Source organism: Hanamia caeni (assembly GCF_003721595.1).
Classification (GTDB): Bacteria; Bacteroidota; Bacteroidia; order Chitinophagales; family Chitinophagaceae; genus Ginsengibacter; species Ginsengibacter caeni.
This window is the reverse complement of the sequence record NZ_RJJR01000004.1, coordinates 14562-41115: the sequence shown is the minus strand read 5'-3', so window position 1 is coordinate 41115 and position 26554 is coordinate 14562. Positions and strand designations below refer to the sequence as shown.

16 protein-coding genes are annotated in these 26554 nt (G+C 41.5%); all 16 read right to left on the bottom strand.

What is annotated here, in order from left to right; genetic code table 11:
* Positions 1 to 42: 42 nt before the first annotated feature.
* The 16 genes from EFY79_RS06190 to EFY79_RS06115 all read right to left on the bottom strand — a co-directional run bounded on the left by EFY79_RS06190 (position 43) and on the right by EFY79_RS06115 (position 26497).
* Positions 43 to 1785, bottom strand: a complete 1743-nt coding sequence (locus EFY79_RS06190) for a PQQ-dependent sugar dehydrogenase (RefSeq protein ID WP_233577938.1) — start codon at positions 1783 to 1785, stop codon at positions 43 to 45.
* A gap of 30 nt (positions 1786 to 1815) precedes the next feature.
* Positions 1816 to 3078, bottom strand: coding sequence for an amidohydrolase/deacetylase family metallohydrolase (locus EFY79_RS06185; RefSeq protein WP_123119822.1), 1263 nt, complete (start codon positions 3076 to 3078; stop codon positions 1816 to 1818).
* 49 nt (positions 3079 to 3127) lie between these two features.
* The gene (locus EFY79_RS06180) at positions 3128 to 4363 is read right to left on the bottom strand and encodes a selenocysteine synthase (protein WP_199727464.1); all 1236 of its coding nucleotides are present in this window, start codon (positions 4361 to 4363) and stop codon (positions 3128 to 3130) included.
* A 35-nt stretch (positions 4364 to 4398) separates the two neighbouring features.
* The gene (locus EFY79_RS06175) at positions 4399 to 5247 is read right to left on the bottom strand and encodes an SMP-30/gluconolactonase/LRE family protein (RefSeq protein WP_233577937.1); all 849 of its coding nucleotides are present in this window, start codon (positions 5245 to 5247) and stop codon (positions 4399 to 4401) included.
* A 314-nt stretch (positions 5248 to 5561) separates the two neighbouring features.
* The gene (locus tag EFY79_RS06170; RefSeq protein WP_123119819.1) at positions 5562 to 7187 is read right to left on the bottom strand and encodes an aminotransferase class V-fold PLP-dependent enzyme; all 1626 of its coding nucleotides are present in this window, start codon (positions 7185 to 7187) and stop codon (positions 5562 to 5564) included.
* Positions 7188 to 7369: 182 nt separating this feature from the next.
* Complete coding sequence (locus EFY79_RS06165; protein ID WP_123119818.1) at positions 7370 to 8905, bottom strand: SusD/RagB family nutrient-binding outer membrane lipoprotein; 1536 nt, start codon at positions 8903 to 8905, stop codon at positions 7370 to 7372.
* Between the two features lie 19 nt (positions 8906 to 8924).
* Complete coding sequence (locus tag EFY79_RS06160) at positions 8925 to 12386, bottom strand: SusC/RagA family TonB-linked outer membrane protein (protein WP_123119817.1); 3462 nt, start codon at positions 12384 to 12386, stop codon at positions 8925 to 8927.
* A 569-nt stretch (positions 12387 to 12955) separates the two neighbouring features.
* Complete coding sequence (locus EFY79_RS06155) at positions 12956 to 13885, bottom strand: RraA family protein (RefSeq protein WP_123119816.1); 930 nt, start codon at positions 13883 to 13885, stop codon at positions 12956 to 12958.
* 244 nt (positions 13886 to 14129) lie between these two features.
* Positions 14130 to 15620: a mandelate racemase/muconate lactonizing enzyme family protein gene (locus EFY79_RS06150; protein WP_123119815.1), complete on the bottom strand. Its 1491-nt coding sequence runs from the start codon at positions 15618 to 15620 to the stop codon at positions 14130 to 14132.
* A 76-nt stretch (positions 15621 to 15696) separates the two neighbouring features.
* Positions 15697 to 16533, bottom strand: coding sequence for a fumarylacetoacetate hydrolase family protein (locus EFY79_RS06145; protein WP_123119814.1), 837 nt, complete (start codon positions 16531 to 16533; stop codon positions 15697 to 15699).
* Between the two features lie 60 nt (positions 16534 to 16593).
* The gene (locus tag EFY79_RS06140) at positions 16594 to 17874 is read right to left on the bottom strand and encodes a mandelate racemase/muconate lactonizing enzyme family protein (RefSeq protein ID WP_199727463.1); all 1281 of its coding nucleotides are present in this window, start codon (positions 17872 to 17874) and stop codon (positions 16594 to 16596) included.
* Positions 17875 to 17907: 33 nt separating this feature from the next.
* Positions 17908 to 18822 (bottom strand): RraA family protein, encoded by a 915-nt coding sequence (locus EFY79_RS06135; protein WP_233577936.1) that lies wholly within the window; start codon positions 18820 to 18822, stop codon positions 17908 to 17910.
* A 69-nt stretch (positions 18823 to 18891) separates the two neighbouring features.
* Positions 18892 to 20028: a bile acid:sodium symporter family protein gene (locus tag EFY79_RS06130; protein ID WP_123119812.1), complete on the bottom strand. Its 1137-nt coding sequence runs from the start codon at positions 20026 to 20028 to the stop codon at positions 18892 to 18894.
* 109 nt (positions 20029 to 20137) lie between these two features.
* Complete coding sequence (locus tag EFY79_RS06125; protein WP_123119811.1) at positions 20138 to 21661, bottom strand: SusD/RagB family nutrient-binding outer membrane lipoprotein; 1524 nt, start codon at positions 21659 to 21661, stop codon at positions 20138 to 20140.
* A 12-nt stretch (positions 21662 to 21673) separates the two neighbouring features.
* Positions 21674 to 25111, bottom strand: a complete 3438-nt coding sequence (locus EFY79_RS06120; RefSeq protein ID WP_158605161.1) for a SusC/RagA family TonB-linked outer membrane protein — start codon at positions 25109 to 25111, stop codon at positions 21674 to 21676.
* A 192-nt stretch (positions 25112 to 25303) separates the two neighbouring features.
* A complete protein-coding gene (locus tag EFY79_RS06115; protein WP_123119809.1) occupies positions 25304 to 26497 on the bottom strand; it encodes a FecR family protein in 1194 nt (397 codons plus the stop codon).
* Positions 26498 to 26554: the final 57 nt, after the last annotated feature.

The following is a 26554-nucleotide window of genomic DNA, read 5'->3' as shown; positions in this document are numbered from 1 at the left end:
CATTTTTATTCTCAACCTTTTTGAAAGAATAGCAATACCATCTTACTTTTTTGTCATCAGCTTGCGCGCTTTTGCCACATCTTCCGGCGACACAGCGCTTGCGTTATTATTAAAATTTTGCCTGATGTATGTTACTATCTCTGCTATTGTTTCATCCGGCAAAAGATTCAGGCTGGGCATTTTGTTGTTGTAGGTTTTTCCTTTCACATAATATTCGCCTTCGAGGCCGTTCAAAACAATACCTATGGGAACCATTTTATTGCCAACCACCCATTCTGATCCGCTCAAAGGCGGGAAACGGTCGTTGCCCATTCCATCGCGCTGATGGCAAATGGCACAGTACGTATTGTATAATCTTCCGGCCTTGTTTACATTGTCTTTGTCCAGGTTATCTGCAATTTCATCCGGCGTTTTAATATTGGGCGCTTCCTTTTTTAGCTTGTCCATTTTTGCCAGCTGTGCGTCACCAAACTTCTTTTTATCGCCTTTATACAAAACCCGCCAGATTTTCCCTTTTTCCGAATCGGAGATATAGAGCGAACCATCCGGGCCCATAGAAAGGCCCATTGGCCTGTACTCCGCATCGCTTGTATTATGGACCGTATCCACGCCGGCAAATCCGTTGGCAAATACTTCCCACGGGCCGGAAGGCAACCCATCTTTCATGGGTACAAATCCGATAAAATATCCACTCTGGGGATAGGGCGCGCTGCTGGTAGAACCGTGAAACGCTATGAAGGCGCCATTTTTATAGCGCCCAGGAAACTGATCACCGGTATAAAATAATAAATCATTAGGTGCAAAATGACCCGGGAATCCTACAATAGGCTGTGTATATTCTGAGCCTTTTCCTTCATTTTTCCCGTCGCCGCCATATTCGGGATTCAGAAAAAGCTTTCCTTTTAAATGATTGTAATAATAATAAGGCCAGCCTGCATTTGCTCCCTCTTTCAACAAAAGAAATTCTTCAGAAGGGAGCACTGCTCCGTCCCATTCCGAAAAATATTTGGGCCATTGGGCGTGCAGGTAATCTCGTCCATGCATCACGGAATATAAATTATCCGACTGGTTATTCCACTCAAGCGCCACAATGCTCCGAAGCCCGGTGGCAAACTTTTGGCCATCCTTTTGAAATTGGTTGGGCTTATTGGCATCAAAACGCCAGATCCCTCCTCTTAATTCAAGGATGGGGCACGGATCCATTCCCGGTGAAAAGGGTGTTCTATCCTGCAACTGACAGCAATCTGATGGCGCACCAAAGGGAATGTACATATTGCCTTTCTTGTCAAAAGCGATCGGTTTGGTATCGTGCTGGCGGGGAGGCTGTGTATCGGTAAGCATCAATTCTATTTCACTTGTGGGTATCAGTTTTCCCGGGGTTAATTTCTGCCTGAATACCCGGGTAACCGAACTGAAATAAAGATAGCCATTGTGAATTCTCATTTCTGTACCATAGCTGCTTTTATCCAAATACTCATCAAAATAAGCGATGCTATCTGCCTTTCCATCATTATCAAGGTCCCTTAATGCGGCATTGCCGCCTTTCTCATTAGGAAACCTCAGCTTAACATAAATATCTCCGTTTGAATTTACGGCGAGATGCCTTGCTGCCCCTTTCAGGCTATCTACCACCACCACGGCTTCAAAACCTTCCGGCAAGATAAGTCCGCCGTTATCTGGGTCGCCGGCCGGGGAATTGGACTTTTTGCAATGAAAAGAACATGCTATCAGCAGTAAGTAAATACAAAATTTCATGCGCCCTATTCTCATATTATTACGTCTCATGATTACATCAGAATTGGATAAAACTTGAGCTTATTCAGAATTTTTAATTACCTGTGGTTCGGCTATGCCATTTAAATCGTACACAATATTGCCGGCCCGGATCGTCACCGCACATTCAAACCTTTGATCTCCTTTTATTTTATAACCGTTTCTATCCCAAAACCCGAATTTGCCTTTGCGGAGATTTAAAACAGCAATGTCAGCCACGGCGCCCACAGAAAGATTTCCTAGCTCTTCACGCTTTATTTCCACAGCCGGATGCCATGTGCTGGCGGCAACCACCTCTTTCAAATCCATTCCCATCGCCAAAAACATCGACATGAGGTTTAACATGTCTTTCATCGACGCGTTCATGCTTCCGGAATGGAAATCAGTGCTGATGGAATTTGGATAAAATCCGGCTTTGAGCGCAGGAATGGCCTGCCTGAAGTCAAAGCTCGCTCCGCCAAAACCCACATCGAAAAATATTCCTTTTTGCTGCGCTTCCAACACAAAAGGCTTTAACTTTCCCGTGCTTTCATCTATAACCGGGTCTCTTCTTTTTAACTCGGTAAACACATGGGTATAAATATCGCCCGGCCGAAGGTGATCAAAAAATAATTCTTTAATTGACAAGGGAGGATGGCTGTCGTCTCCGCCAAAATCGACCATCACTGGTTTATCAGTTAATTTACCGGCTTTTACGGCGCTATCCACAGCTATCCAGTTTGCCGGTTCAAAATGTGCTACTTTAAAGCCTACAATATAATCTTTATACTGGTTGGCTACATAGGCGGCCATATCAGGACTCATGTCTTCAATATTCTGCTCATAGGCGCCTCCTCTCATTCCTGCTCCTACAATATTTAGAAAAGCAAGCACCCGTGTTTCCGAACGGTCAATGGTTTGCTCTTTAAAAAGCGGAAAAGTTCGCCAGCCTGAGCTTCCTGCATCCACAACGGTGGTAACGCCTGTCCGAAACGTGAAACCATCAGGAGATATGGCGCTGGGTGCATCCATTAAATATTGATCGGCATGGTTGCCGTGAAAATCGTGAGTATGGATATCAATCAGTCCGGGAGTAACCAGCAAATCTTTGGCGTTGATAACCTGTTTTGCATCTTTAGCATTTATATTTTTAGCGAGCAGTTCAATTTTGCCATCTTTAATAGCAACATCCATAACGCCATCGATATTGTTTTTTGGATCAATTACGTGACCACCCTTTATCACAATACTGTATACCTGGGCATTGGTTTTACCGGCATTTGGAAACAATAAATACGCAAAAATTAAGAAGCAAAATTTTATCATAGCATTTACGTTAAATGAGCATTTTTTTTAGAACAGTTTAATGAAACCGTTAAGCTGAAGCTTGTAGAAGTTCCTGTTGAATTCTTTTGGCCACTATCTTATGCTCTCCTTTCTTTAGCATGAAAACAGTAAGACTTATATTGTTATCCGGTTCGCCCCATGAAATCACTTCAATAGAAGGATCGCCATTGCGCAATTTTTCACCTAACTGCTTCTGATCCAGATGCACAATGTTTTTGTCCCAGGTAATCGTGAGCTTTGGTGTGTGGTTAGCGATTGGCGGCACTGTTATTTCGGTAGTAACTCCTTTTACTTTCTTTACAGCATCATTGATGTAACCAATATTATCTTCCCACATCTTCCATTCTTTGTCATGATCTTCATTAATGTATTTATCCAAAGCCGCGTACATGCCCAGCATTTCTTCTTTGTTTACCTTCATTCCTCTTCCGATTGTAACGCCGTTAGGTGAATCATTCAGACGGGCGCCGGCGATGATTTCTTTTTTTCCCATAAGAACGCCCGTGCTTTGCGGGCCGCGAATGGCTTTTCCACCTGACAACGCCACGAAACTAAAACCCAAATCGTTGTATTTCCATAAATTAGAAACCGGCGGCACATCTGCTGCTATGTCTATTGTAGCAGGCAGATTGTATTTTTTGGCCAATTCCAACCATTCATCGTGCATGATCTTTCCTTCAAGGGCATTGCAATTCAAAAAATGCATCGATGCGGTTTTTTCATTTACTGCCCTGGCCACATCTTCAGCAGTTTCTACTGGAATTATTGTCACACCTGTGTTGTGCAGGGCCTGTTCATAGCCATCAAAATGGCCTTTCTGCAAAAGCACTTCAGATTTCATCCCCGCTTCCTGTAACCGGTGAGGCAATCTTTTGATTTTCTCAGCATCAGTTCCCGTCAAAATACCGGCCATTCCCAGTGTTAAGGCTGAAAATGCACCCGCTGTTACCATCGCGGCTTCAGCGTGTACCATTTGAGCGATTTTTTCTCCTACTTTATCCTGCACTTCGTTTAGCATACAGAATTCTTTGGCGCTCTGATCAATAGCGTCCATTACTTCTTCATGCATCAGGGATGCGCTCATTGTGGTGTAAGTGCCTGCAGCATTAATAAAGGTTCGTATTCCTAATTCTTTCACCAGGTTACGTCCCTTGCCTGCAGGTTTAGACGTACCCGCTATTGATTGCAGCGGAATAGCATTTCCCAATAGAGTTCCTCCTAACGGAAGAAGCGACAGGCCTTTGATGAGATCTCTGCGTTTCATAATTTATAGTTTGATACTTTTATAGTTCTACTATTTTAATTTTTCGTTTTCCATTCCTTGCCCGGGCTTTCAGCGCGAAAACTTTCCAGGTTACCCCTGTCCATTAAAGTTACATACACTGTTCGCCCTCCTTCTCCGCCGAAGGCCACATTAGTGGGCTTTTTACCAGTCAGTTGAATTTCCCTCAATAGCTTTCCCGATGGTGAAATTTTTGCGATAACTCCTTTCCCGATTCGGGCCACATACAAGTTGCCTTCTGCATCACAACGCATACCGTCTGTACTATAATCGGGAAATTCAATTAATAATTTCTTGTTTTTGACCTGTCCTTTTTTTGATAAAGAATACCGGAATATTTTTCGGCCCGCACCCACATACAGTATGTTTTCATCAGGGCTTAGTTCGATGCCATTTGCTGTTCCGTCAATACTATCTAATAATAGGGCCATCCTGTTTTTATTTACCCTCCAAATGCGTCCCGAATTTTCTTTGAAATTGGGATCGCTTGCATACACCCTGTCTTTACTGTCTATTGCCAAATCATTTGGCTGCGTCATTCGCGGCTCATGCATGTAAACACTTATATTTTTCGTCATCATGTCCACCTTAAGCACATTATGCATTTTGTAATCAGCAATAAGCATATCACCCTTCGAATCAAAGCGGATTCCATTTCCTATGCTTCCCTCCGGCAGTTCAATAAAAATGCTTGCTTCTCCGGAAGGCGTCACTTTTCCAATTGTACCCTGGTGATCAAAATTAACGGCATACACATTTCCTGATTTATCTACAGCCGGCCCTTCCACGCCATGCGTAAAGCTGTTGGGTAATGTAAATTCAGAGGATTGATACAACTCGTCGTTCGATGTATTTTGCGCACTCAAAGTGAATTGGAAAGGAAATAAAAATAAAGCCAAACAAAATGCAGAGAAGATTGATTTAGGTTTTGCACAAAAGAAATTGATTTGGCAGTTTCTTAAAGGTGACTTAACAATAATGTAATTTTTAAAAACACAAAATGTCCAATTGCTCATTTTTATTTCCGGATGCTTTAAAATGGTTCTGTAAATTATTGTTTATTTCTAATCATTCCCAATAATTCACTTAAATTAATGCTTTCAAGTCTCTCACGATCTCTTTACTTATTTTTTGATTCCTCCAGTCTTTAGGCGAACCTGTTCCGCGCCTGGTATCAAGCTTATCCACGATAGCTATCCCTTGGTGAATAAACATGCCGGGTTGCTTTCCAATCTGCCAGGCCATATTCACTTAGGCTAACACGGCCTCCCATATTACCATTATCATTAACATTTCCACTAAACGAAAAATTTAGCCGGGAACCATTAAGTGTGTAAGAGCTCTGTATAAAAATACTCTTCCCATATAATGTTCCCGATAACTCCCGATCGCCATAACTTGCAAAGTGAGTACCTTTCAGTTCATTATTATTTTGTTTAAAAACAAATTTTTGGTGATCAATTTCCGCAGCAAACTTCATCTCCAAATCCCACTCTCCATCAATATTGAACGAAGGTTTACCGCTTAGCTTAGGTATTACCGGCGGATGTGAAAACACTTCAAAAACCCTGTCAGCAATTATCTTTTCTTCTCCATCATTTAATTGTGAAGAATTGATTTCAATGTTTGGATTCAAGTTGGGAGGAAATGGCAAGAAACTGCCCATTCCACTGACTGCCACTCTGGGATTGCTGTCCCAAAGAATATGCTCAACATCATATCCTGTGAGGTCTATTATTGAAGTGTTCCATGTTACGCGTAACGAGGGACTCGGATTCGAAAGCTGTTCGGGCGGTGGCTGATGAATTTCTGATGTAACTCCCCGGACCGACTTCAGCCGATTAGCGATATAATTCAGTCTCGCTGTCCAAATTTTAGTTTCTTCATAATGATCCCGTTTTCTCCACGTTTCCACTGCGGCCAACATCCCGAGAATTTCTTCGCGTCCGACTTTATATCCACGGCCATATCCATGATGAGGAGAACTTGTTACCCATGCAGCCTTGATCAAATTTTTTCTGCCAATTAACAAGCCTGCGCATTGTGGCCCGCCTAAATATTTTCCTCCGCTATATGCTACTAAGTCAGCACCATGGCTTATATGGGGATTAGGTAAAGGAAGCCCTTCCGCAGCGGCATCTACGAGTATTGGAACTCCGATTGGCTTAACTACTGACGATATTTCTTTCGTTGAAAGCGGGCCATTCATAGAATTTGAACCCGCTAATACAAGTATCATAGCCGTTTGAGGTCCTAAAGCAGATTCAAGTTGAGCCCGGCTTTCTACGGTGACCATCTTCACTCCTGTTCCCCTTATCGCGGATTCATAGGCGGTCCAGGAATATTTAGGAATAATCACCTCATTTTTCATTCCGGAAAGATCAGGAAGCTGCCAAAGTCTGTCCGGATTACCACCAGTCAAAATTCCGGTAGTTGCCATAATTAATGCGCCGGTGGCACCAGTAGTTACGATTGCTGATTCTGCACCGGTAAGTTGACCTATACGCTGACCTACAGCATCCATTAATTCATCGATTTCTACATACTCACGCGTTGCTTCACGCATGGCTTGTTCTACTTCTGGTAACATTCTACATCCTCCTATGATGGTAATAGTGCCGCGTCCATTTATCACCGGCCTAACACCAAGCGATTCATAAATACTTTCTCTTCCTTTTTCTTTAGCGTATTTCTCCAATGGCATTTTCATACTATGGTTTGCTGCCAATAGAGATGGGAATCCGCTCCCTGTAACCCCTGCTAATGGAACAAAACTTAAATTTTTAATTAATTCTCTGCGTTTCATAACCTATTATTTGCCAAGAGAGAGCGTTTCACCATTTTAATTTTTTCGTTTTCTTTTCCCTGCCTACCTTACCTTGTATGTCAAAATACATTTTAGTGTTAAATATGCCTTTACTGCGCATTATTCCACTTTTTTTATAAAAGGGCCTGATTTGGCTAATCCATCTGTTTCCCTCCTGAAACTTACTTATCCCACCATACCCTCGTCAATAAATTATCTCCGTTCAATTCTGCAAAACCTTGTCGTTGCAGCGCTTCAACATAATTATCATGATTAGTTAAATTTTCTGATTCAGGTATAGAAAACCGGCGGAACATTTTGCCTCCGGTCACGTTTCCCGGATAATTAACGGGAGTTAGCACCGGATAGCCGGTTCTCCGCCAGTTTGAATAAACTTCATAATCGTTTCCAAACAAAGACACCCATTTTTGTGTCGAAATTTGTTCTAATTGCTGCTCAAAAGTACCGGCGGAATTGTAAGGATTTAGCGATTTATACTCATTAATCTGGTTTTCAGTAATGACACCTGAAATATTACCAGCAGTAGGATATAATGCCCATTGCGTCATTCCGGCTTCCACGCCTTTGTCATAAGCTTGTTCGGCAGTCAGGCTGCTGGTCCAACCCCTCAAAGCCGCTTCTGCTAATAATAAATAAGCTTCTGAAGGACCCAATATGATAATGGGAGCAGCTACATTTATTATTAACGGTGACGGTTCAGAATACGTATCGAAATCGGTGGGTTTAGTGTTGAGGCTTCCACTCACCATTCCGCGCTGGATATTAAATGAATTATCTGCGGTATAACCTGTTGAAGTTGGCACCCAAACAACTGAAATTACTCCTAAACGGGGATCTTTTGTGCTTTTTAGATAATCTATAAATGTTGCAGCGTATTTTCCTCCTTCTACATTATCTCCACCGGGACTGATATAGTTGCCATCCAGCATAGCGCGAACCTGGGGGTTTTGAGCGCCGGCAACATTTGCATAAGATATCTTCGCGATATCTGCATCAGAAGAAATTAGTCCGCCAGCTATTGCTTTTTGAACCCATGTCTTTGACATGTCAGGATCTACGTTGGTTAAGCGCATTGCTAACCTGAGCATCAGCGTATATGCGAATTTTTTCCACCTCGCTACATCTCCCTTGTAAAACAGGTCTGCGTTCCCAAATGAAGGCTTCGAAGGATCCAAAGCGCTTGCAGCAGCATCCAGCTTATTCAGCATATCTGTATAGATGTCTTTTTGCGTATCGTACTTAGGCTGTAGATTCCCTTTGCCTTTTAATGCCTCTGAATAAGGTATATCGCCGGCTACATCTGTCAATTGATGAAACTCATATACTTTCAAAATTTGCACTAAAGCATTTTTGTTCACATCATCGGGCCCCTGCAGAAGCGCTTCCAACTGACTTAGCCTGTTCAATTTTGAAACGTAAAAACTGTCAAATGGCGCCACTGTTCCATTAAAGCTATAGAACTTGTCTCCTACGGCAGGTACTTCTTTGTAAGTTGAAAAATATTGCATTCCTTCAGCCAGGACTGAATAATTAAAAGCAGGGGTTGCCAAAATTGCACCCGTAAATAAGTAGTCGGGCACTGCCGTTTCAGTAGCGTTCGGATTTTTATTTAAATCTGTAAGGCTTGCTTTATTACAAGAGGAAATAAGAATTATGCTGACTGAAAACAGTAATAACTTTAAAAATTTTACTTTCATGATAAGTCGTTTAATATCTTTAGAATATAATATTTAAGTTTAATCCTATGTTGCGGGTTCTTGGCTCGCCAGTACCTGAAGTACCAGTAATATTGCTAACTGTTTGTTCAAATTCAGGATCAAGGCCGGCATCTTTTACTCTTTTGTCCCGGTAGATAATGGCCAGGTTACGCGCAACAAGGCTTATAGATGCGGATTGCAGAGGAACAAATTTTATTTTTTGTACGGGCAAATCATAACTTAAAATCAAACTTCTCAATTTTACAAAATCTGTTTTGAACACATTTACACTGCCTGAATAATTATTTCCTCTGTTGTTATAGTAGGTATCCAACTGTTCTACCGGCCATAATTTGCTGAAAGGGTTTCCATCCTGATCAACGCCTGTAAGTTGTAACCCGCCTTCACGGCCTGGCAAAGTTTCTTTTGTGAGCCCAAACCGGGATGCATATTGCCACAGATTACTATATCCCACTGCGCCAAATTTGGCATCCAACAAAATGTTCAATGAAAATTTTTTATAATGAAAATCGTTTGTCAACCCCATCAGGTATGGAGGATTGGCAACGCCAAGGTTAGCTCTAACACTGGCTTCATAACCACTCGTTTTATTGTACACCTGTACACCTTTTGCATCTTTCAGGAAAACCAATCCCTGCATGGTACCATAAGGTAATCCCACCTGGGAAACAATGGTAACTCCGCCTGAAATACCGCTTCCGATGGTGAGTGTGGTAAGGCCCGGGGCCAGGCTAATGATATCATTCCGGTTCCATGCCATGTTATAACTTACATTCCACCTAAAGTTTTGCCGGACGATAGGAGTGCCGGTTAATAAAATTTCTATCCCGTGATTTCTCAATGTTCCGACATTCTGGTCACCAGCCAAATATCCGGAAGCATTGGAAATATCAGGACGAAGTATGTTGTTTGTTGTTAGCCTGTTATAATAAGTGGCATCAATTCCCAGGCGATTTTGAAACAATCTCAATTCAAAGCCACCCTCTGAAGTTGTCACTGTCAATGGTCTTAGCGATGGATTGGGAAGTCTGTTAGGCGCATTTAATACCGGAACTCCATTAAATCCCCCGGTAGTTAATGAATACGTTTGATTAATAGCATAAGGGTCAACGGTGGCATTTCCTACCTGTGCCCATGAGCCCCTGATTTTTAGAAAGCTGATGGATTTAGGAAGAGAAAAAGCATCCGACAGAATAGCGCTTGCGCCTACTGAAGGATAAAAAATTCCGTTATTTCCAGGATTTAACGTTGAAAACCAGTCCTGCCGGCCAGTGACAGACAAATAAATTATTTTTTTAAAATCAATATCTGCCGAAGCAAATAATGAATTAGTGCCAAAATGAGTTTCTGCGCGGGAAGGCGCATCCAGGGTAGAGAGATTTGTATAGCTGATAAAATCCGGCAAAATAAATTCCCTGCCGGTAATTTGTCCAAAGATCGCATTGTTGCGTTCCCTGTTGGCCCCTACAAAAGCGCTCACATCAAAATTTTTCAAAAAGGATGTACTATAATTTATGGTAGCGCGTAAAGTCGTGACATCATTTTGGGACTGGTAAGAATTATAATATCCTTTGGGAGTAAATGCAGATCCTATAGGCACATAATTGTACCTGTCAGTGAAGATAAAATCTTTTGCTACTGTTCCTTTAATAAACAAATCCTTAGTAAAATTGATCTGCACGCTTCCTGAACCAATGAACCGGTTTCTCTTATCATCATTTCCTGTTTTATTAACCACAAACCACGGATTTGGTGCGGCCGGCACCGGATTCCATTCAATTTCTTTTCCGGTTTCTTTATCGTATCCGGGCTTTAAGGACCTTATATCTACTGTATTTCCTAACAAATAGGTTGCCCAGCTTGGGTTTAATTCTGCATAGCCGACATTAGGTCTGTTGTGGCCTTTTTCATAATTATATTGAGCGTTGCCCTCAATAGTTATAAAATCATTTTTACCTAAATTAGAAACAAGGCTCAGGTTAGAAGTTTTTCTATCAAAAGTCGAGTTAGGGGTTTGGGCTTTTGAATTTAAATCCGATAAAGAAAACCTGAAATTAAGCGCTCTGGTTCCTCCAAAGAAGGCAATTGTGTTAGTAAAATCACTTGAAGGCTGATAGAAATTATTGATATTATCTTTCACGTGCACAGCCTTATATGGACGCATTACTCCATCAAACTGTATTACGGATGATCCATCTATTTTTGCTCCATAAGATAACCGGCCTGCACTAAGCGCAGCGGCCTGTGTAGCTGGTTTCACTCCATCGTTCCCTGAGCCATACTCATATTGATAGTTAGGATAAGTAGCCGGCGTTCCAATCATCAGGTTTGTATTATAACTTACACCAATTCCTTTCTGAGCTCTTCCTGACTTAGTGGTAATAAGGATAACGCCGTTAGCTGCCTGGCTCCCATACAAAGCAGCAGCAGCGCCGCTTTTTAAAACGGTTATCGACTCAATATCATCCGGATTAATACTTGAAATTCCATCACCAACATCATAATTGAATCCGGTGCTGCTTGCAGAGGCACCGCCATTTCCATTATAAATTGGCGAGCCATTTACCACATACAGCGGTTGATTATTAGCATTTGGATTAATGGCGCCCACTCCACGAATAACTACACGACTTGAACCGCCGGGACCTGAAGCAATCTGTGTTGCATCTACTCCGGCAATTTTGCCTGTAAGAGCACTGGCTACATTATTTTCCCTGGCTTCTGTAAATTCAGAACCTTTCACTTCTGCGGCTGCATACACCAATCCGCGCTTTAATTTTTTAACACCCAGGGCAGTAACTACTACCTCATTCAGTGAATTATCAATCCTGTTTAATTTGACATTCAGGTTTTGTCGTGTGCCCACCTGGATTTCCTGTTTATCGTAGCCTGTATAGGAAAATACCAGAATAGTGGCTGTAGTGGGGACACTAATTGTAAAGTTTCCGCCGGCATCTGTAGTAACTCCCGTACGGCTACCCTTTATGGTAACACTTGCGCCTGGAAGCGGATTACCATTTTCATCCTGGACGTTACCGTGCACTTCTATGGGAGGCGGAGCCTCGATAAGAGTGGTTTGCACGGGTTGGAAAGGCTCCTTTGCAGGTTGAATTACAACAGTGTTCCTTACGATAGAATACGTGAGATGCTGACCATTGAGACAGATTGATAAGGCCTGGGTAAGGGTGGCATCTTTAATTGAAACATCAACAGGAGCTCTGTTGTTTATTAAAGCTTTATCATAGAAAAATAAATAGCCGGTTTGGCGCTCAATCATCTTAAAGACCTCCGTTAAGCGGACATTCTCTTTGATAATTGTAATCTTCTGGGCGTCGCTTTTGGCATTGACCTTGAAAGTAAAAAACAACAATAATACAATTGTTAGTTTCATAATCATCCATGCTTTGGGTTTTAAAGATTTGGTATCCCTTTTATTTTGGCTACCTACAGCTAAAATCATGATTTTGATTTTTGGTTATAATATTTGTTTTCAACGACCTTTTTAGCCTTCTCCAGCAGTGCAGCGAACATTGCTGGTTTTGTTTTTAAACGCTACCCGGCTATAATAGCAATACAGTTTATTTCTAAGAGTTCTCGTTCATTCCTATAAGTAAAGTAAAGCAGGAAATAATCATTTTTTTTATTTTATCCCCGAGCGGCAACGCCTTTAATTATTTTTACACTGCCTTCCGGTAAGCTGTTGCGAATTGAATTTTCATCCTGGTATGCGTTCAAAAAAGGAATACTTACGATCGACATAGCAATCAAATAAATACGCTAATCTCTAAATACTCTAATCTCGACACAGGCATTAATCGGTTGAAAGTTACAATACGTTATTAGCATAAGAGTCTTGCTTATGCATGTCTGGGGGAGTTTAAAAAGTCTTTTTTAAAAAAAATATTTCCCGATGCTGATTACTTTTTAGGATTTCAATCCTTCCTGCATGGCAAACAATGACTTAAGAATTTTCAGTAGATTTTTATCACTTTATCCGGCCACTTAGCATTGCCGGCTTAAAAGAATTTTTTAACGTCCTTCTTTCGAAAGATAATCCTCTATCTCGTTGGAAGTAACGGTAAGTTTCTTAGGATACTTCGCAATCCATGCTCTGAATTCGTTTTTAATCGTATCCGACCACTCGCCATGAATTTGTCCTGAGGGATATTTTCCCTGCTGAAGAAGAACCCTCTCGAATTCATCGCGTAAAGCAGTCATTTCAGAAGCTGAGACCAGCCCATCAATAAGGAAGGCGGGTACAAAAGCAACCCCATATTCATTGGCAAAAACCACATCGCCGGGAAACACTGTAACCTCTCCAATCCTGATAGGTGAATTAATCGCTGTAGGCGTCATATCTTTAATATATGATGGATCGTGGCCCTTTACCCAGGCATTAAATCCTTTTGTATCTTTTAATTCCTGCATATCCCTGACAGAACCATAAAAAATAACTCCCCTGCCGGTTTTACCATAAATGGCATTTCCCAGACTTGATCCTATCAGCGTCCCGTCCTTGATTTTGCCATAACCGTCGGCAACATAAACATCGCCTTTCGTTAAAATATCAATTGGCCAAATATTAATTCCGCCTTTCTGAGATCTGCCTTCCAACTTTCCATGCACTTTTACTATGCTGTCCAAATCAGGTCGTGAGGGCATGAACTGAGCCGTAACAACTCTTCCCACCATCGTTTCACCTGGTTTAAGAATGATCCAATCTTTTGCCACCTGGTTGTGATACCCCTTCCTCATCAGGTATCCCCATATTTGCTCAAGAGTACAGTTTTTTAATCTCTCAAGAGTTACATCGGATACTTTAGGCCTTCCATCATTAAAGCGCTCCCCTTCCCAACCAGAGGTTAGTTCTTTCACATAGTCTGCAGAAGCCCCTATTTCCTGAGCATTCGTAAAAATGTTAGATGATAAAAAAATGGCGATAATTAAAATTCGTTTCATCGTTATGGATTTTACTATTTTCTGTCTTTTTAATTTGTCCGTTTTTGCTGGTTATTTGTAACCATTATTTATCAATGAGCCGTTGATTCATCAATAAAAATGAACGCGGCCTTCCGCCAAGCTTGACCGAGCGAATTATAATTGCCAGCTTCCTAACTCTTCCAGTAAACGGGCAAAAAGTTGAGATTTTTATTCTATAGAAATTATGGAAACAAGAATATCTTTTCATCAGGTTTCCTTTTCCCTAACTAAAGATTCTATCGTGAGACATTCTTTTATCCCATTCTGTAGTAGGAGCAAAAAAGGTTTTATCTTTTGGACTTAAATGTTTTTTGACTTCCTCTTCATTAAGCTCAATTCCTAAACCCGGCGCTGTAAGGGGAAGGTTGGCAAACCCTTTTGTTATCAACTGCCTTCCATCAGTTGTTTTAACCAACCCTTCCCACCAGGGCAGATCAATTGAATGGTGTTCCAATGCTAAAAAGTTTTGGGTAGCAGCAGCACAATGTACATTTGCCATAAATGAGACCGGGGTTCCGGCCTGGTGCATTGCCATCGCTATTCCGTGTTCTTCGGCATAGTCTCCGATCCTTTTCGTTTCTAACAAGCCTCCTGAACTCGCCAGGTCAGGATGGACTATATCGGTTGCATGAATATCTATCAATGGTCTAAAATCTTTCAAAAGATAAATATCTTCGCCGGTAATGGTAGGCGTTTCCAGGGCTTCCGTTATTGTTTTCCATTGCTCCGGATAATCCCATGGAACAATATCTTCCATCCAGGCCAGCCTGTATTTTTCCAGGGCCTTTCCTAAACGTATTCCGTTATTTAAATCAAAATGACCATAATGATCGGATGAAAGAGGTATGTCATAACCTACCATGCCCCGCACGTGATCTACCAGTTTGGCCATCTCGTCCAAGCCTTTATCAGTAATTTGTATTTGCGTAAACGGATGTCTCGCATTTGCGAGAGACATATAATCGCCGCTCCATTGATTGAGATTACCATTGTTCTGCCAGAATTTCTGATTAACGAGAGTCCCCGGAATTTTTGCAATTTCATTGATCCCCACATCCATCTTAAGCCAGGTGTATCCCTGTTCCTCAATCCGGAATTTTACCAGTTTGAGCTGTTCCTCAGGTGAATTAGATTCCGGAGTATCTGCATACAATCTTATTTTATCGCGATACCTGCCACCAAGTAATTGCCACGCAGGCACATTATATGCCTTGCCACATAAATCCCATAATGCCATCTCTACTCCACAAACTCCTCCAGCCTGCCTTGCCGGCCCCCCAAATTGTTTGATAATCTTAAAAATCATCTCCACATTGCAAGGATTTAATCCTAAGATACGGCTCTTTAGCATTAAGGCGTAACGCGGATCCGCCCCATCCCTTACTTCTCCGAGACCATAAATACCCTGGTTTGTATCGATTCGAATTATCGCTGTACCGCCGAGAACGGTAGTCAATGCATAGCGTAAATCGGTTATCTTTAAATCGGATGGAGCGGATGCCCTTGAAACTTTTGATGTAGTGCGAGCAATAGTGTCCCCAATGTTTAGCCCCATCATCCCGGCTAATGTTATACCTCCGATTGCCGTTTTCCTCAAAAAGTTCCTTCTATCGGTGGCTGTGGAAGGATTCTCCATCTCAGTTTGATTTCTTAAGACCTCCTGACTTTCGAGTTCTTTATTTTTTTCTGCAATTTTTTTAATAATTTCTTTCATTTTAATTGATTTATTTTAATGTTATCGCCCGTTTAATACTTTCACCAATCAGATTTTTTTTTGTGAGTTATATATCTTACTTAACTGTGTTAATGAGGGTCCCGATGGGTTCAATAGTGATGTGAATCTCATCATCCTTTTTGAGGGTAAAGTCGCTGGAAGGTACAATCCCGGTACCCGTCATTAACAGGCAGCCATGAGGGAACGATAATTCACGATACAAATACGATACGAGATCTTCAAACTTGCGTTTAATCTGGTCTATCGCTATTTTTCCTTCAAAGGCGACGTTTTCATCTCTGAGGATTTGCATCTGGATAATTGTATCTTTTGAAAGTGGTTGCTCCGGCACATAAATACAAGGCCCAAGGGCAGCACTTCCGTCATAAATTTTAGCCTGAGGAAGATACATTGGATTTTCTCCCTCAATACTTCTCGAACTCATGTCATTGCCTATTGTATAGCCAACTATTTTACCTGAGGTCGTAATCATCAATGTTAATTCTGGTTCCGGCACATCCCAGGATGAATCTTTTCGGATGCTTACCTTTCCTCCGGGGTCAACAGTTCGGTACGCGGTACCTTTAAAAAAAATTTCAGGTCTGTCAGCCTCATATACACGAGCATAAAAGTCACTTCCACCAGCATTTTTAGATTCCTCCTGCCTGCCTACCTTACTTCTCAGATAAGTAACCCCACATGCCCATATTTCCTGGCCCTGTATAGGTGCCTTCATTTCCGTTTGGAGGATTTCTCTTCCTTCCGATACCGCAACAAGATTTTTCGTGGCATTTTCTAACTTTAAGTACAAATTATCGTCATTTACATAACTGTCCCAATCCTCGCCCTCCAATAAAAAATACTGGTCTTTATTTTCAATAATGATACCACGGGCCGTTTTAAATAATTTCATTTCGTTTTTATTAAAAGATGAAAAATTGCAACATTGATATTAAAAAATATAAGCTGGTAATTAAGCAAAGAAAGGTACACCCGGGGTAGCATATTTTTTTAATCCTTCCTCATTGATTTCCACCCCAATACCAGGTTTATCGGAAACGGTTAAAAAACCATTCTCAATAAATGGCTTATCATAGGTTACTATTTCCTTCCACCTGGGTTCAGTATCACTTAAGGTCTGCCATTCCATTACTTGAAAGTTTGGTACGCTCGCACAAACATGAGCAGTTGCCATTGCTCCTAAAAATGACCCAACCATATGTGGGGAGAAGGGAACATAATAAAGGTTAGCAAGATTCGCAATACGTTGTCCTTCGCCCAATCCCCCACATTTTTGAAGATCAGGCATGACTATATCTACACCCGCTTCAGACAAGAGCCTGGTATATCCATAAGCGAGATAGATATTTTCACCCGCGCATATAGGCGTACTGGATTCTTGTGCAATTGTTTTATATACCTCGAGATTATCAGCAGGTACCGGTTCTTCCAACCACATTAAATTTAACGGCTCCATCATTTTTGCTACCTTCCTTCCTGTTGTAGCATCATAACGGCCGTGCATATCTACACAAATATCTGCATGAGGGCCTATTGCTTTTCTTACCGCGGCTATAGCGTCATACATACGTTCTAATTCCGCATTGCTGGCTGTCCAATTAAAATGATCATATTTATTAGGATCGTTAGCCTGGTCGATGTCAAATTTAACAGCAGTGTAGCCTCTCTTAACGGCATCGGAAGCAGCCTTAGCATAGTCACTGGGGACCGGACGATTTACTGTATATAGTTCGGTATCGCAATAAACCCGGCATTTATCCCTGAATTTGCCTCCTAATAGCTGGTAAACCGGCAATCCAAGCGCTTTACCTGTCAAATCCCATAATGCGGCCTCTATTGCACTGAGTACAGCAACATACATTCCGGATTGAGCACCTCCAAAAAAGTTTGCTTTACGCAACTGTTCTGCGATGCGATTTGGGTTTAATGGATTTTGACCTTTTAGTCTTTGACCGATTTGTTTAACCACAAAATAAGTTCCGGAGACAGCATCAACTCCTTCCCCCGAACCCCAAATTCCCTGGTTCGTATAAATTTTTACGAAAAGTCCACCGCCGGAATAAGCACACTTAACATCAGTTATCCTTAAATTGGATGGTGCAGAAAGCTTTGGAACCCGATTGACAGCTTTTTTATAACCTTCACCAAAAGCTATTGGTGCCAGGGGCAACATTGCAGCGGCTAAAGCTGATTTAGTCAGGAATGATCTCCTGGAGCTTTTTGAACTTGTCATCTTACTTCTTTTGTATGTATTTTGTTAGATTTTTTACCAGGTTCTTTCTTTTAGAATTTCCTGTATTTGTTCTTTCGGTATTGGAAGTTCATTAATGTGATCATTGAGCCATTTGGAAAAATCTTTTTCGATATCATCTGTCCAGCGGGCATCTATCTGTCCGGCGCTGTATTTACCTTCTCTTAAACGGAGGTGGCCGAAAGCATCCCTTAATCGAACAATTTCTGAAGTCTTTACAACCTTTTCCGCCAGTTGAGGCGGAATAAAGCTTACGATACCTTGTTTTCCTAAAACGATATCTCCCGGCATCACAGTTACCTGGCGAATCCGTGTAGGTTGGTTGATACCCACAATCATTGTATTTAGATCGCCTGGTGGATTATGATAAGAGGGGTCATAGCTGGAATAATAGGAAGTAAAACCGCCTATTTCTTTTAAGCCTTCAATATCCCTTAATGCGCCATTATATACGATACCATTTCCGGTCTTAGCGTAAATGGCATTACCGACGTTGTCGCCAATAGTTGGACCATTTTTGTGAGCATCAAACTGATCTGCCACATATACATCGCCCTTTACCAATAAATCAACCGGCCAGGAATTTTGACCTCGCTTGCCCTGTTTTTTTCCACGTGCATCTATCGCTCCCCATACATCAGGACGTCCAGGCATAAAAGTAGCGGTAACGGCCCTACCCACTAATACACTATCGGGGTTAATTTGTTGCCAGCCTTCTGCCACCTGGTATCCATAACCTGCGTTTTTCATAACTGCCCATGCTTCTTCCTGGCTCACGTTCTTCATACGCTTGAGAATATCGTCAGGTACTTTGGGCCGGCCATCCGGAAACCTTTCTCCTTTCCATTCAGGCGTTAAAAAAATAAGTTCTTCTTTGCTTATTTGCTGAGCCTTAGTTGCTTCATAAAATGAAGACAACATAAAAATCATGAAAATTAATTTTAACCGAAACATATTTTACTGTTTATTGTTGTTTTACTGTTTAATGATGATCAAAAATTATAAGACTTCAAGACTGGTTCTTTTTTCTTTTTCTTCTTCAGTCAGGTCTTCTTCCGGTAAACGATTGTACCACCAGCTGGAAAGCGATGAGCCAGTAATATTCATCATAGGCCCGAAAACGGCTGATGCCACCCCTACGGTTGCCATCTTACCCATAGTTAATGCAAGCCCCGAAGCAAGGCCGGCATTTTGCATTCCCACTTCGAGCGCAATCGCCCGACAATCGCGCTCCTGGAATCTAAATAAGCGTCCAGACCAATATCCAAAAAAGTATCCTGCTACATTATGAATAAATGTAGCTACTATCAATAACGCACCAACCTTCAAAAGGCTATCTCTCCCCGCTGCTGTCATTACCGTAAGAATCAGGGCAATTCCCGCCATTGATACAATCGGCATCGCTTTATCCAACCACTTTATCTTTCCATGAAGCAAATGATTGAATACAAGCCCTCCCACCACTGGAATAATCACGATTTTAGTAATGTCCCATACCATTTCCCAAAAATGAACTTCCACAAAGTCTCCCGCAAATACACCCATCAGAAAAGGAGTTAGAAAGGGAGCCAGTAAAGTGGATATAGTTGTTATGGACACAGATAGCGCCAGGTTAGCCCTTGCCAGGTATGACATTACGTTAGAAGCCAAACCACTAGGACAGCAACCTACCAGAATTATCCCGGCTGCAATCTCACTGGGAAAATGAAACAGGCTTGTAATAGCAAATGCTATCAACGGCATGATTGTATAGTGACAACCTACGCCGATCAAGATCTTCTTGGGCATCCGGAGTACCGTGGCAAAATCTTTAAGGCTTAACTCCGTGCCCATTCCAAACATTATAATCTGAAGTAAAGGAACGATGAGCCCCGATAGCTTAAAATTGCCGATACTTACAAAATTTTTAGGATAATACATTGCAAGACTTACCACCGCAAGAATAACAACGGTGTATGATAACCCTCTTAAAACTTTATTCCCCCTAAAAGCTATCGCAATACTGGTAAAAAATAACATTAGTAACCAACCTCCATAATTATTCGCATCCATCTCCACACTAATAATGTAAGCGATCAGGAAAAGGGCTGCCAGCAGGTAAAATAAGATATATATTTTATTCTTTGAATCGGCCATTAAGTATAGTAAAGATTAATTTTAAGAAAGAGCAAAGAAGTACAGGCAGCACTCCAGGTTGCTTCCGCCTGTATTCTTAAATTTGTTTATAGTACTACCAGGAAACCTATCATTTATCCCACCAAATCCGAGTTTCCATTTTATCTTCCCCCTGGCGGGCAATTGCTTCATTTACATTGGCTGAATTGGCTGATATTTCGGAAATAGGATACGTTAATCTCCTAATAAAAGTACCAGCAGGAATAGCTCCCGGATAGGGATTAGGGACTAAAACAGGGGAGCCACTTCTTCTAAAATTCGCCCAAGCTTCAGGACCGTTTAAAAAGGATGCGATCCAATATTGCGTATTAATTTGTTCCAATGCCGTAGATGTATTAAGAGGATTTTCGTCAAGATAGGACTGAATAGCCGATTGTGATATAGCGGAGGCTTCATCAAATTCTGCCATTTGTTCCATGTGTGCTTTTACCCCTGCATTATAATAATCCTCCGCAGTTCCGGCAGTAATCCAGCCCCTCTGCCGCGCTTCCGCAAGCAATAATTCAGTTTGGGCAGCAGTAACAAAAAAGCCGGGAGATGTTAGTTTGCTTATTCTTCGGCGGTCAACCTGGCTATAATCATAGAAACTGGCTAATCCATCAGCCTGAACAGAAGGCTGTATACTTGCATTGTCCTTACCCATAGGCATACCAATTTGAATTGAAGGATCGGTAGATGCGATTGAGGAAGTCTGAGCAAGACCAGATGTAGCACCTACGTATCGAACAGCAATCGAAGCGAGACGAGGATCCTGCGTATTTTTTAATTGGTCAACAAAAGGTTTAGCAAGGTAAATATTGGCGGCTTCAGTTCCGTTTAACATAGTTCCTATAGGCAATTGATAATTTTCATCATGCCGCATAAAGGCGTTATCAGCATTTGAGGTTATTACTCCCCCTGCAAAAGCTGCCTTAGCGGTTTCTTCTGCTTTTGCCTCGTCCACTTTACTAAGCCTCATTCCGGCTCTTAGTAAAAGAGAATAGCCAAATTTTGTCCATTGATCAATGTTGCCGCCATATAATATTTCGCCGGTTTCTACTTTACCTGTATTGTTTAATGCTGCAGTTGCTTCTTTCAGCTCTTTAATAATGTCTGTGTATATTACCTGTTGGGCGTCATATGCAGGTAAAAAATCCTGATCTATATATCCAAGGCCCCCTTTCGTATACGGGATATCACCATACGTGTCTGTCAACACCATAAAAGCGTATGCCTGAAGTATCCGTGCCATATTTTGCAAATTGCTTCTTTCAGGCACTTCCTTTGTATGCTCAATAACATCCCTTGTATTGCGAATTACGTTTTGATAATAGCCTTCCCATAGGGTTCCATATGGGTAGCTCTTATTATCCTGGTTAAAATTTGCACCGGCCAATACGCCCCCGTTTGGCGAAATAACTTGCTGGACGATTCCCATTTCATAGGTTAAAGTGATGGTTGGAAATGATGTATTGATTATCGCTGTATTCAATTGGAAAACAGGATCAATCGACGTTGGATTCGTTTTATTCACGTTCAAATCACTCAGGTTTTTATCGCAGGATGAAATGAAAATCATAAAACATACCATGCTATAGCTAAATATTTTTTTCATTAGTCTTACAAATTAAAATTTTACATTAAGGTTAAATCCCAATCCTCTTGTTGTCGGTAGCCCTGTTGACTCCATTCCTACCAAATTATCAGAACTGTACCCGAAGGTTTCCGGATCAATATTGTCAATCCATTTTTTCAGGATCAACACATTGTTCGCAACGAAATTTAATTTGATGCCTTTGATTGGCCATTTTTCAGGAACCATCTTGGTAAAGTCGTAACCCAGCGATATCTGGCGAAGCTTCCAAAAGCCGCCGTTGTAAATTACGGGTTCAACAATTGCCTGAGACCTTAAATGCTCCCAGTAACTTTGAACCGGCGCCACCACGGTATTCACTCCTCCGGCATCATTTACACCTTTTCCCACCACTCCTCCTTCGCGGCCTTCGAGTGTCATTTTATGAAGCCCGTGGCGGATCGCGTTAAAATTAGTTCCCGACAATATTTTATTTCCAAGTTTATAATCTATGAGGATGGATAAATTCACACCTTTATAATTAAAGCTATTCAGGAAACCGCCGATCCACTTTGGCAGAGCACTTCCGAAATTAACGAGATCACTGGTCTTTTCAGGGATGCCATTAGCAGCAAATACCATGTTTCCTTTAGCATCTCTTTTATATCCAAATCCTGCTATTTGGCCCATTTCCATTCCTACAATCTGCCTTAGTTCTCCATTAAAAACATGAGTGCCCACTGTGATTCTTTCGCCCGCCACATCTGTCAATAAACTTAGAACCTTTGTCTTATTATAGGAAGCATTGGCTGTAAATTCCCAGGTGAAATTTTTAGACCGTACGGGTGAAATATTCAGCAATCCTTCAATGCCGACATTACGGCTTTGACCGCTATTGATGCGGGAGTTCACGAACCCTGAAGCCGTGGATACCTGGGCTTGTACAATCTGGTCACTGGTTATCTTGCGATATGCAGCAAGGTCAAGGCCTACCCTGTTATTAAAAAGCTTCAGCTCAAGTCCAACTTCCGCTTCGGAAATATGCATAGGCCTGAGGTTTGCATTTGGGACAGTGGTTGTGTTTGGCCCGCCTGCAGGCTGCGCCACTCCTGCGGGATTATTAATCAAATTAGAATTGGTCGAATAGTATAAAACACCAGCGTAGGGCGGAACATCTGTATCACTTCCTACTTCAGCATACGCAAGCCTAAGCTTTCCGGATGACAGCCAGCTAAGTGAACTTAATGATTCTGAAAAAACATAACTGGCAGAGACCGAAGGGTACAAGATGCTCATATTTGCAGGAGACAGCGTCGAGAACCAATCATTTCTAACAGTACCATTTAAATAAATAAAGCGTTTATAAGAAAGCTCTGCAGAACCATAGAGCGAGTTTACGCCCCTGGTCTGTAAATCATAAAGAGGATCTTTCGCCCTTCCATTTTGCACTGTATATAAATCTCTTACCACAAAATCTGTTACTTGTACACTGTTTAAGTCCGACCGTCTGCGCATTTGATTACCCCCAACTGATAAGTTGGCACCAAAATCGCCAAAATCCCGATTTGCCGTAACGAGGAAATCTGCATTCGTTTCCCTGAATCTCCTGGTTTCCTGGGTGTAAACACCATTAACGAAACCAGCAGGCGCCGGCGCTCTTGAGGCGTGCCCTGTAGGGAAATTATTATAATCCTGATCGCGAGACCAGTAATCCTGGCCAAAACGACCCTGGATTGACAGCCAACTCAATAAATCATACTTAACTGAGATATTACCAAATATCCGGTCTCTGCGAATGTTTTGGAACTGTTCCGCAAGCACCCAATAAGGATTAGTCCGGTTTTTAAATCTTGAATAAACATATTCATTGCCATTCGCATCGTATTTGTTTTCATCCAGCACCGACAGAGGCATTGAGTTAGCCATATTATAGATACTTGTTGGTATGGAATTATCCTGGTTGGCTATGTTCGGTGGATTCTTATTCACTTCGTTCGAATAATTTACATTGCCGGAGAAACTGAATTTACTATTAAGGTTATAGATAAAGCCCAGGTTCATTGTTTTCCTATTGAACGAATTGTTTGGCATTATACCTTTGCTGCTCAGATCTCCTAAAGATAAATGCAAACCACCCTTCTCTCCCCCGCTTTCAAGTGTTACGGTATTGGTTAGATTCTGCCCATGTCGGAAAAATTTTTCAATTATATGACGTTGAGGCACATAAGGTACAACGACATTATCAAATAAAACCTGCGTCATTCCGGGCTCAAATTTTTCACCAAATGACCATTGACCTGAAGTAGGGTTTGGCGTTGTTGGTCGAACGCCATTTTCCCCCTGCCCATAAACATATTGGTAATCTGTATAATCCAGTGGTTTTTCGTTAGTATAATTGACATTATAGGTTACGCCAATCCCTTTACCCTTGCCTCTAGTCTTCGTTGTAATCATAATAACCCCGTCTTTCGCACGTGATCCGTATAAAGCAGCAGCCGCTGCACCCTTTAGAACCGTCATAGTTTCAATATCATCCGGGTTTATACTATTTAGTCCATCACCTCCGTCAGAAGTATTTCCACCTCCTCTTACAGCGATTGAATTATCGCTACCAGAGGAATTCGGATTGGTGCCAAAATTGGTATTGTCAATAGGGATACCATTAATGACAATCAATGGGTTATTTTGTCCGGAAATGGAAGATTGCCCGCGAATACGGATTTTTGAAGTGCCGGCAGGGCCTGTTCCCAGGCCGGAAATATTAACACCCGCAATTTTACCTTCCAACGCATCCATCATGTTAGGGGAACGATTTACCGTAACTTCATCAGCGTTTACCGTAGTGGTTGCATATCCCAGGCTGCGGGCCTGCCTGCTAATACCCAACGCAGTTACTACTACCTCGTTCAAGCCTGTCACAGTGCTCTCCAACACCACGTTCACCTCAGACTGCTGCTCAACTTTTACTTTCCTCGTTTCGTAACCCACACTGGAGAATTCCAATACAATATTCTTATTATCATGAGCCATAATAATAAATTGTCCATCACTATTCGTCGTTGTCCCTACTTTAGTACCCACTATCAACACCGATACATTCTGCAATGGTTCGCCCTGCTGATTTACCACCCTACCGTGGATTTCAATAGGCGGCGGGATTATCTCCATTACATTAATTGCAGTTAATTTATTATCAGTTTTTTCTTCAGGTCGTACCACTACCGTCTTACCAATAATCACATAAGTAAGCCGCTTCCCTTTCAAACATGCTTCAAGCGCATTTTTCAATGACACATTCCGCACGTTTACAGTCACATTGCCGGCGTCCTTCAATGTTTCATAATTTGAGACAAAATCATAACCACTTTGCTTTTGTATTTTCTGAAAAACTTTTTGCAATGGCGCATTGCTTTCTGAAAGCGAGATTTGGGAATATCCCTTTGCGCTCACCTGCATGCATGCTGCAAATAATATGATGGCAATCAGCTTCATAGTCTTCAGCGTTTGTTTTGATACTTTTGGCAAGCGCCAACAGTAATAATGAACTTTCAAATTCATAACTTTGATTGGTTTAGGTTGATGAAATAGTAATCTTCAGCGATTTATTATAAAGGTTGGCCTGAACTTCCCCGGGTAGTGGTGCAAACACTCCCCGGTTTTTTGTGCAGGTAACTTTAAAAAAATTTAAGACGATTCCGACATTACAATTATTTTATTTTTTTCTACTCTAAATTTTATACCCCCCGCAGCCTCCAATATTTTCAATACCTGAGATACATTCACATTTTTTGAAATGGCTCCCCAAAAATGCTGGTTGATTTTTCCCTGGTATTCAACATCCACATTATACCAGCGCGATACCTGGCGCATGATAGTGTAGATATCTGTATTTTTGTCAAACATAAATTTACCATCCTTCCATGCCATCACTCCGTTCATGTCCACGTCATTTAATATTTTAATCCCGCTATTCCCATCATTATTAATTCGTGCTTGCTGGCCGGGTTTTAACAATCCTGAAATTGTTCCCTGGGTGACACTCACAGAACCCTCCAGCAAAGTGATTTGTTCAGTAGATTCATCATCATAAGTATTTACATTAAAATGGGTTCCTAAAACTTTTACCGTTGCGTCATTATGTTGCACAAGAAATGGCATCATGGAATTATGCGCCACTTCAAAATAAGCTTCACCGGTCATTTTTACTTTTCTTTCCTTACCTGTAAATACTGTGGGGTAGGTCAGGCTTGACCCTACATTGATCCAAACCCGTGTACCATCTGAAAGCGTAAGATTCAATGGCCTGCTTCCCCGGGGTACACTAAGCGTATTATAAGTAACTTTTCCTGCGGGCGTTCCCATATAACTAATACCTCCAATACCTTGTTTTGTAATCTTTACATTCCCCTGCACTGCCAGGATCCCATTTCCAGTGCTGTCTAATTCTATCTTTGTACCATCAGCAAGAGTTAGCACTGCTTTGGTACCTAAAGGAGCGGCTACGTCATTCACTTTTTCTACGGATGTAGCAACCGGGTGATTTGAGTGGGGAGCCAGGTAGTAATAAACGCCCGCTGTTAAGCCAATAAAAATCGCCGCTGCTGCGGTCAATTTTAACCATCGCATTTGCCTCACTTTTGGTCGAAGTGAAACAATCTTTGACTGAATCACACTCGAATATATTTCATCCCATTTTACATAAGAAAGATCTTCTGCTGATTTATTTTCATTCCAAATACCGAGCACATAATTTTTTAATTCAGAATCTTCTTTTGCCTCAAGTATCCATTCCATAAGTTCATTCTCCTCCATAGGAGTTGCCCTTTTTGAAATATAGGTATCTAATAAATAATGAATTCTCTCTTTAGTTAATGACATCAGGTATGAAGTAGCAAACGTGTATCAGGACAGATGCAGTAACGGAGCATTTGTACT

Bases quoted from the DNA above. Each gene is read 5' to 3' on its own strand.
- EFY79_RS06155 (WP_123119816.1), bottom strand. From the start codon at position 13,885: ATGAAACGAATTTTAATTATCGCCATTTTTTTATCATCTAACATTTTT.
- EFY79_RS06190 (WP_233577938.1), bottom strand. From the start codon at position 1,785: ATGAGACGTAATAATATGAGAATAGGGCGCATGAAATTTTGTATTTAC.
- EFY79_RS06185 (WP_123119822.1), bottom strand. From the start codon at position 3,078: ATGATAAAATTTTGCTTCTTAATTTTTGCGTATTTATTGTTTCCAAAT.
- EFY79_RS06125 (WP_123119811.1), bottom strand. From the start codon at position 21,661: ATGAAAAAAATATTTAGCTATAGCATGGTATGTTTTATGATTTTCATT.
- EFY79_RS06170 (WP_123119819.1), bottom strand. From the start codon at position 7,187: ATGAAACGCAGAGAATTAATTAAAAATTTAAGTTTTGTTCCATTAGCA.
- EFY79_RS06120 (WP_158605161.1), bottom strand. From the start codon at position 25,111: ATGAAGCTGATTGCCATCATATTATTTGCAGCATGCATGCAGGTGAGC.
- EFY79_RS06115 (WP_123119809.1), bottom strand. From the start codon at position 26,497: ATGTCATTAACTAAAGAGAGAATTCATTATTTATTAGATACCTATATT.
- EFY79_RS06180 (WP_199727464.1), bottom strand. From the start codon at position 4,363: ATGAAACGCAGAGATCTCATCAAAGGCCTGTCGCTTCTTCCGTTAGGA.
- EFY79_RS06135 (WP_233577936.1), bottom strand. From the start codon at position 18,822: ATGATTTTTATGTTGTCTTCATTTTATGAAGCAACTAAGGCTCAGCAA.
- EFY79_RS06130 (WP_123119812.1), bottom strand. From the start codon at position 20,028: ATGGCCGATTCAAAGAATAAAATATATATCTTATTTTACCTGCTGGCA.
- EFY79_RS06150 (WP_123119815.1), bottom strand. From the start codon at position 15,620: ATGAAAGAAATTATTAAAAAAATTGCAGAAAAAAATAAAGAACTCGAA.
- EFY79_RS06145 (WP_123119814.1), bottom strand. From the start codon at position 16,533: ATGAAATTATTTAAAACGGCCCGTGGTATCATTATTGAAAATAAAGAC.
- EFY79_RS06140 (WP_199727463.1), bottom strand. From the start codon at position 17,874: ATGACAAGTTCAAAAAGCTCCAGGAGATCATTCCTGACTAAATCAGCT.
- EFY79_RS06160 (WP_123119817.1), bottom strand. From the start codon at position 12,386: ATGATTTTAGCTGTAGGTAGCCAAAATAAAAGGGATACCAAATCTTTA.
- EFY79_RS06165 (WP_123119818.1), bottom strand. From the start codon at position 8,905: ATGAAAGTAAAATTTTTAAAGTTATTACTGTTTTCAGTCAGCATAATT.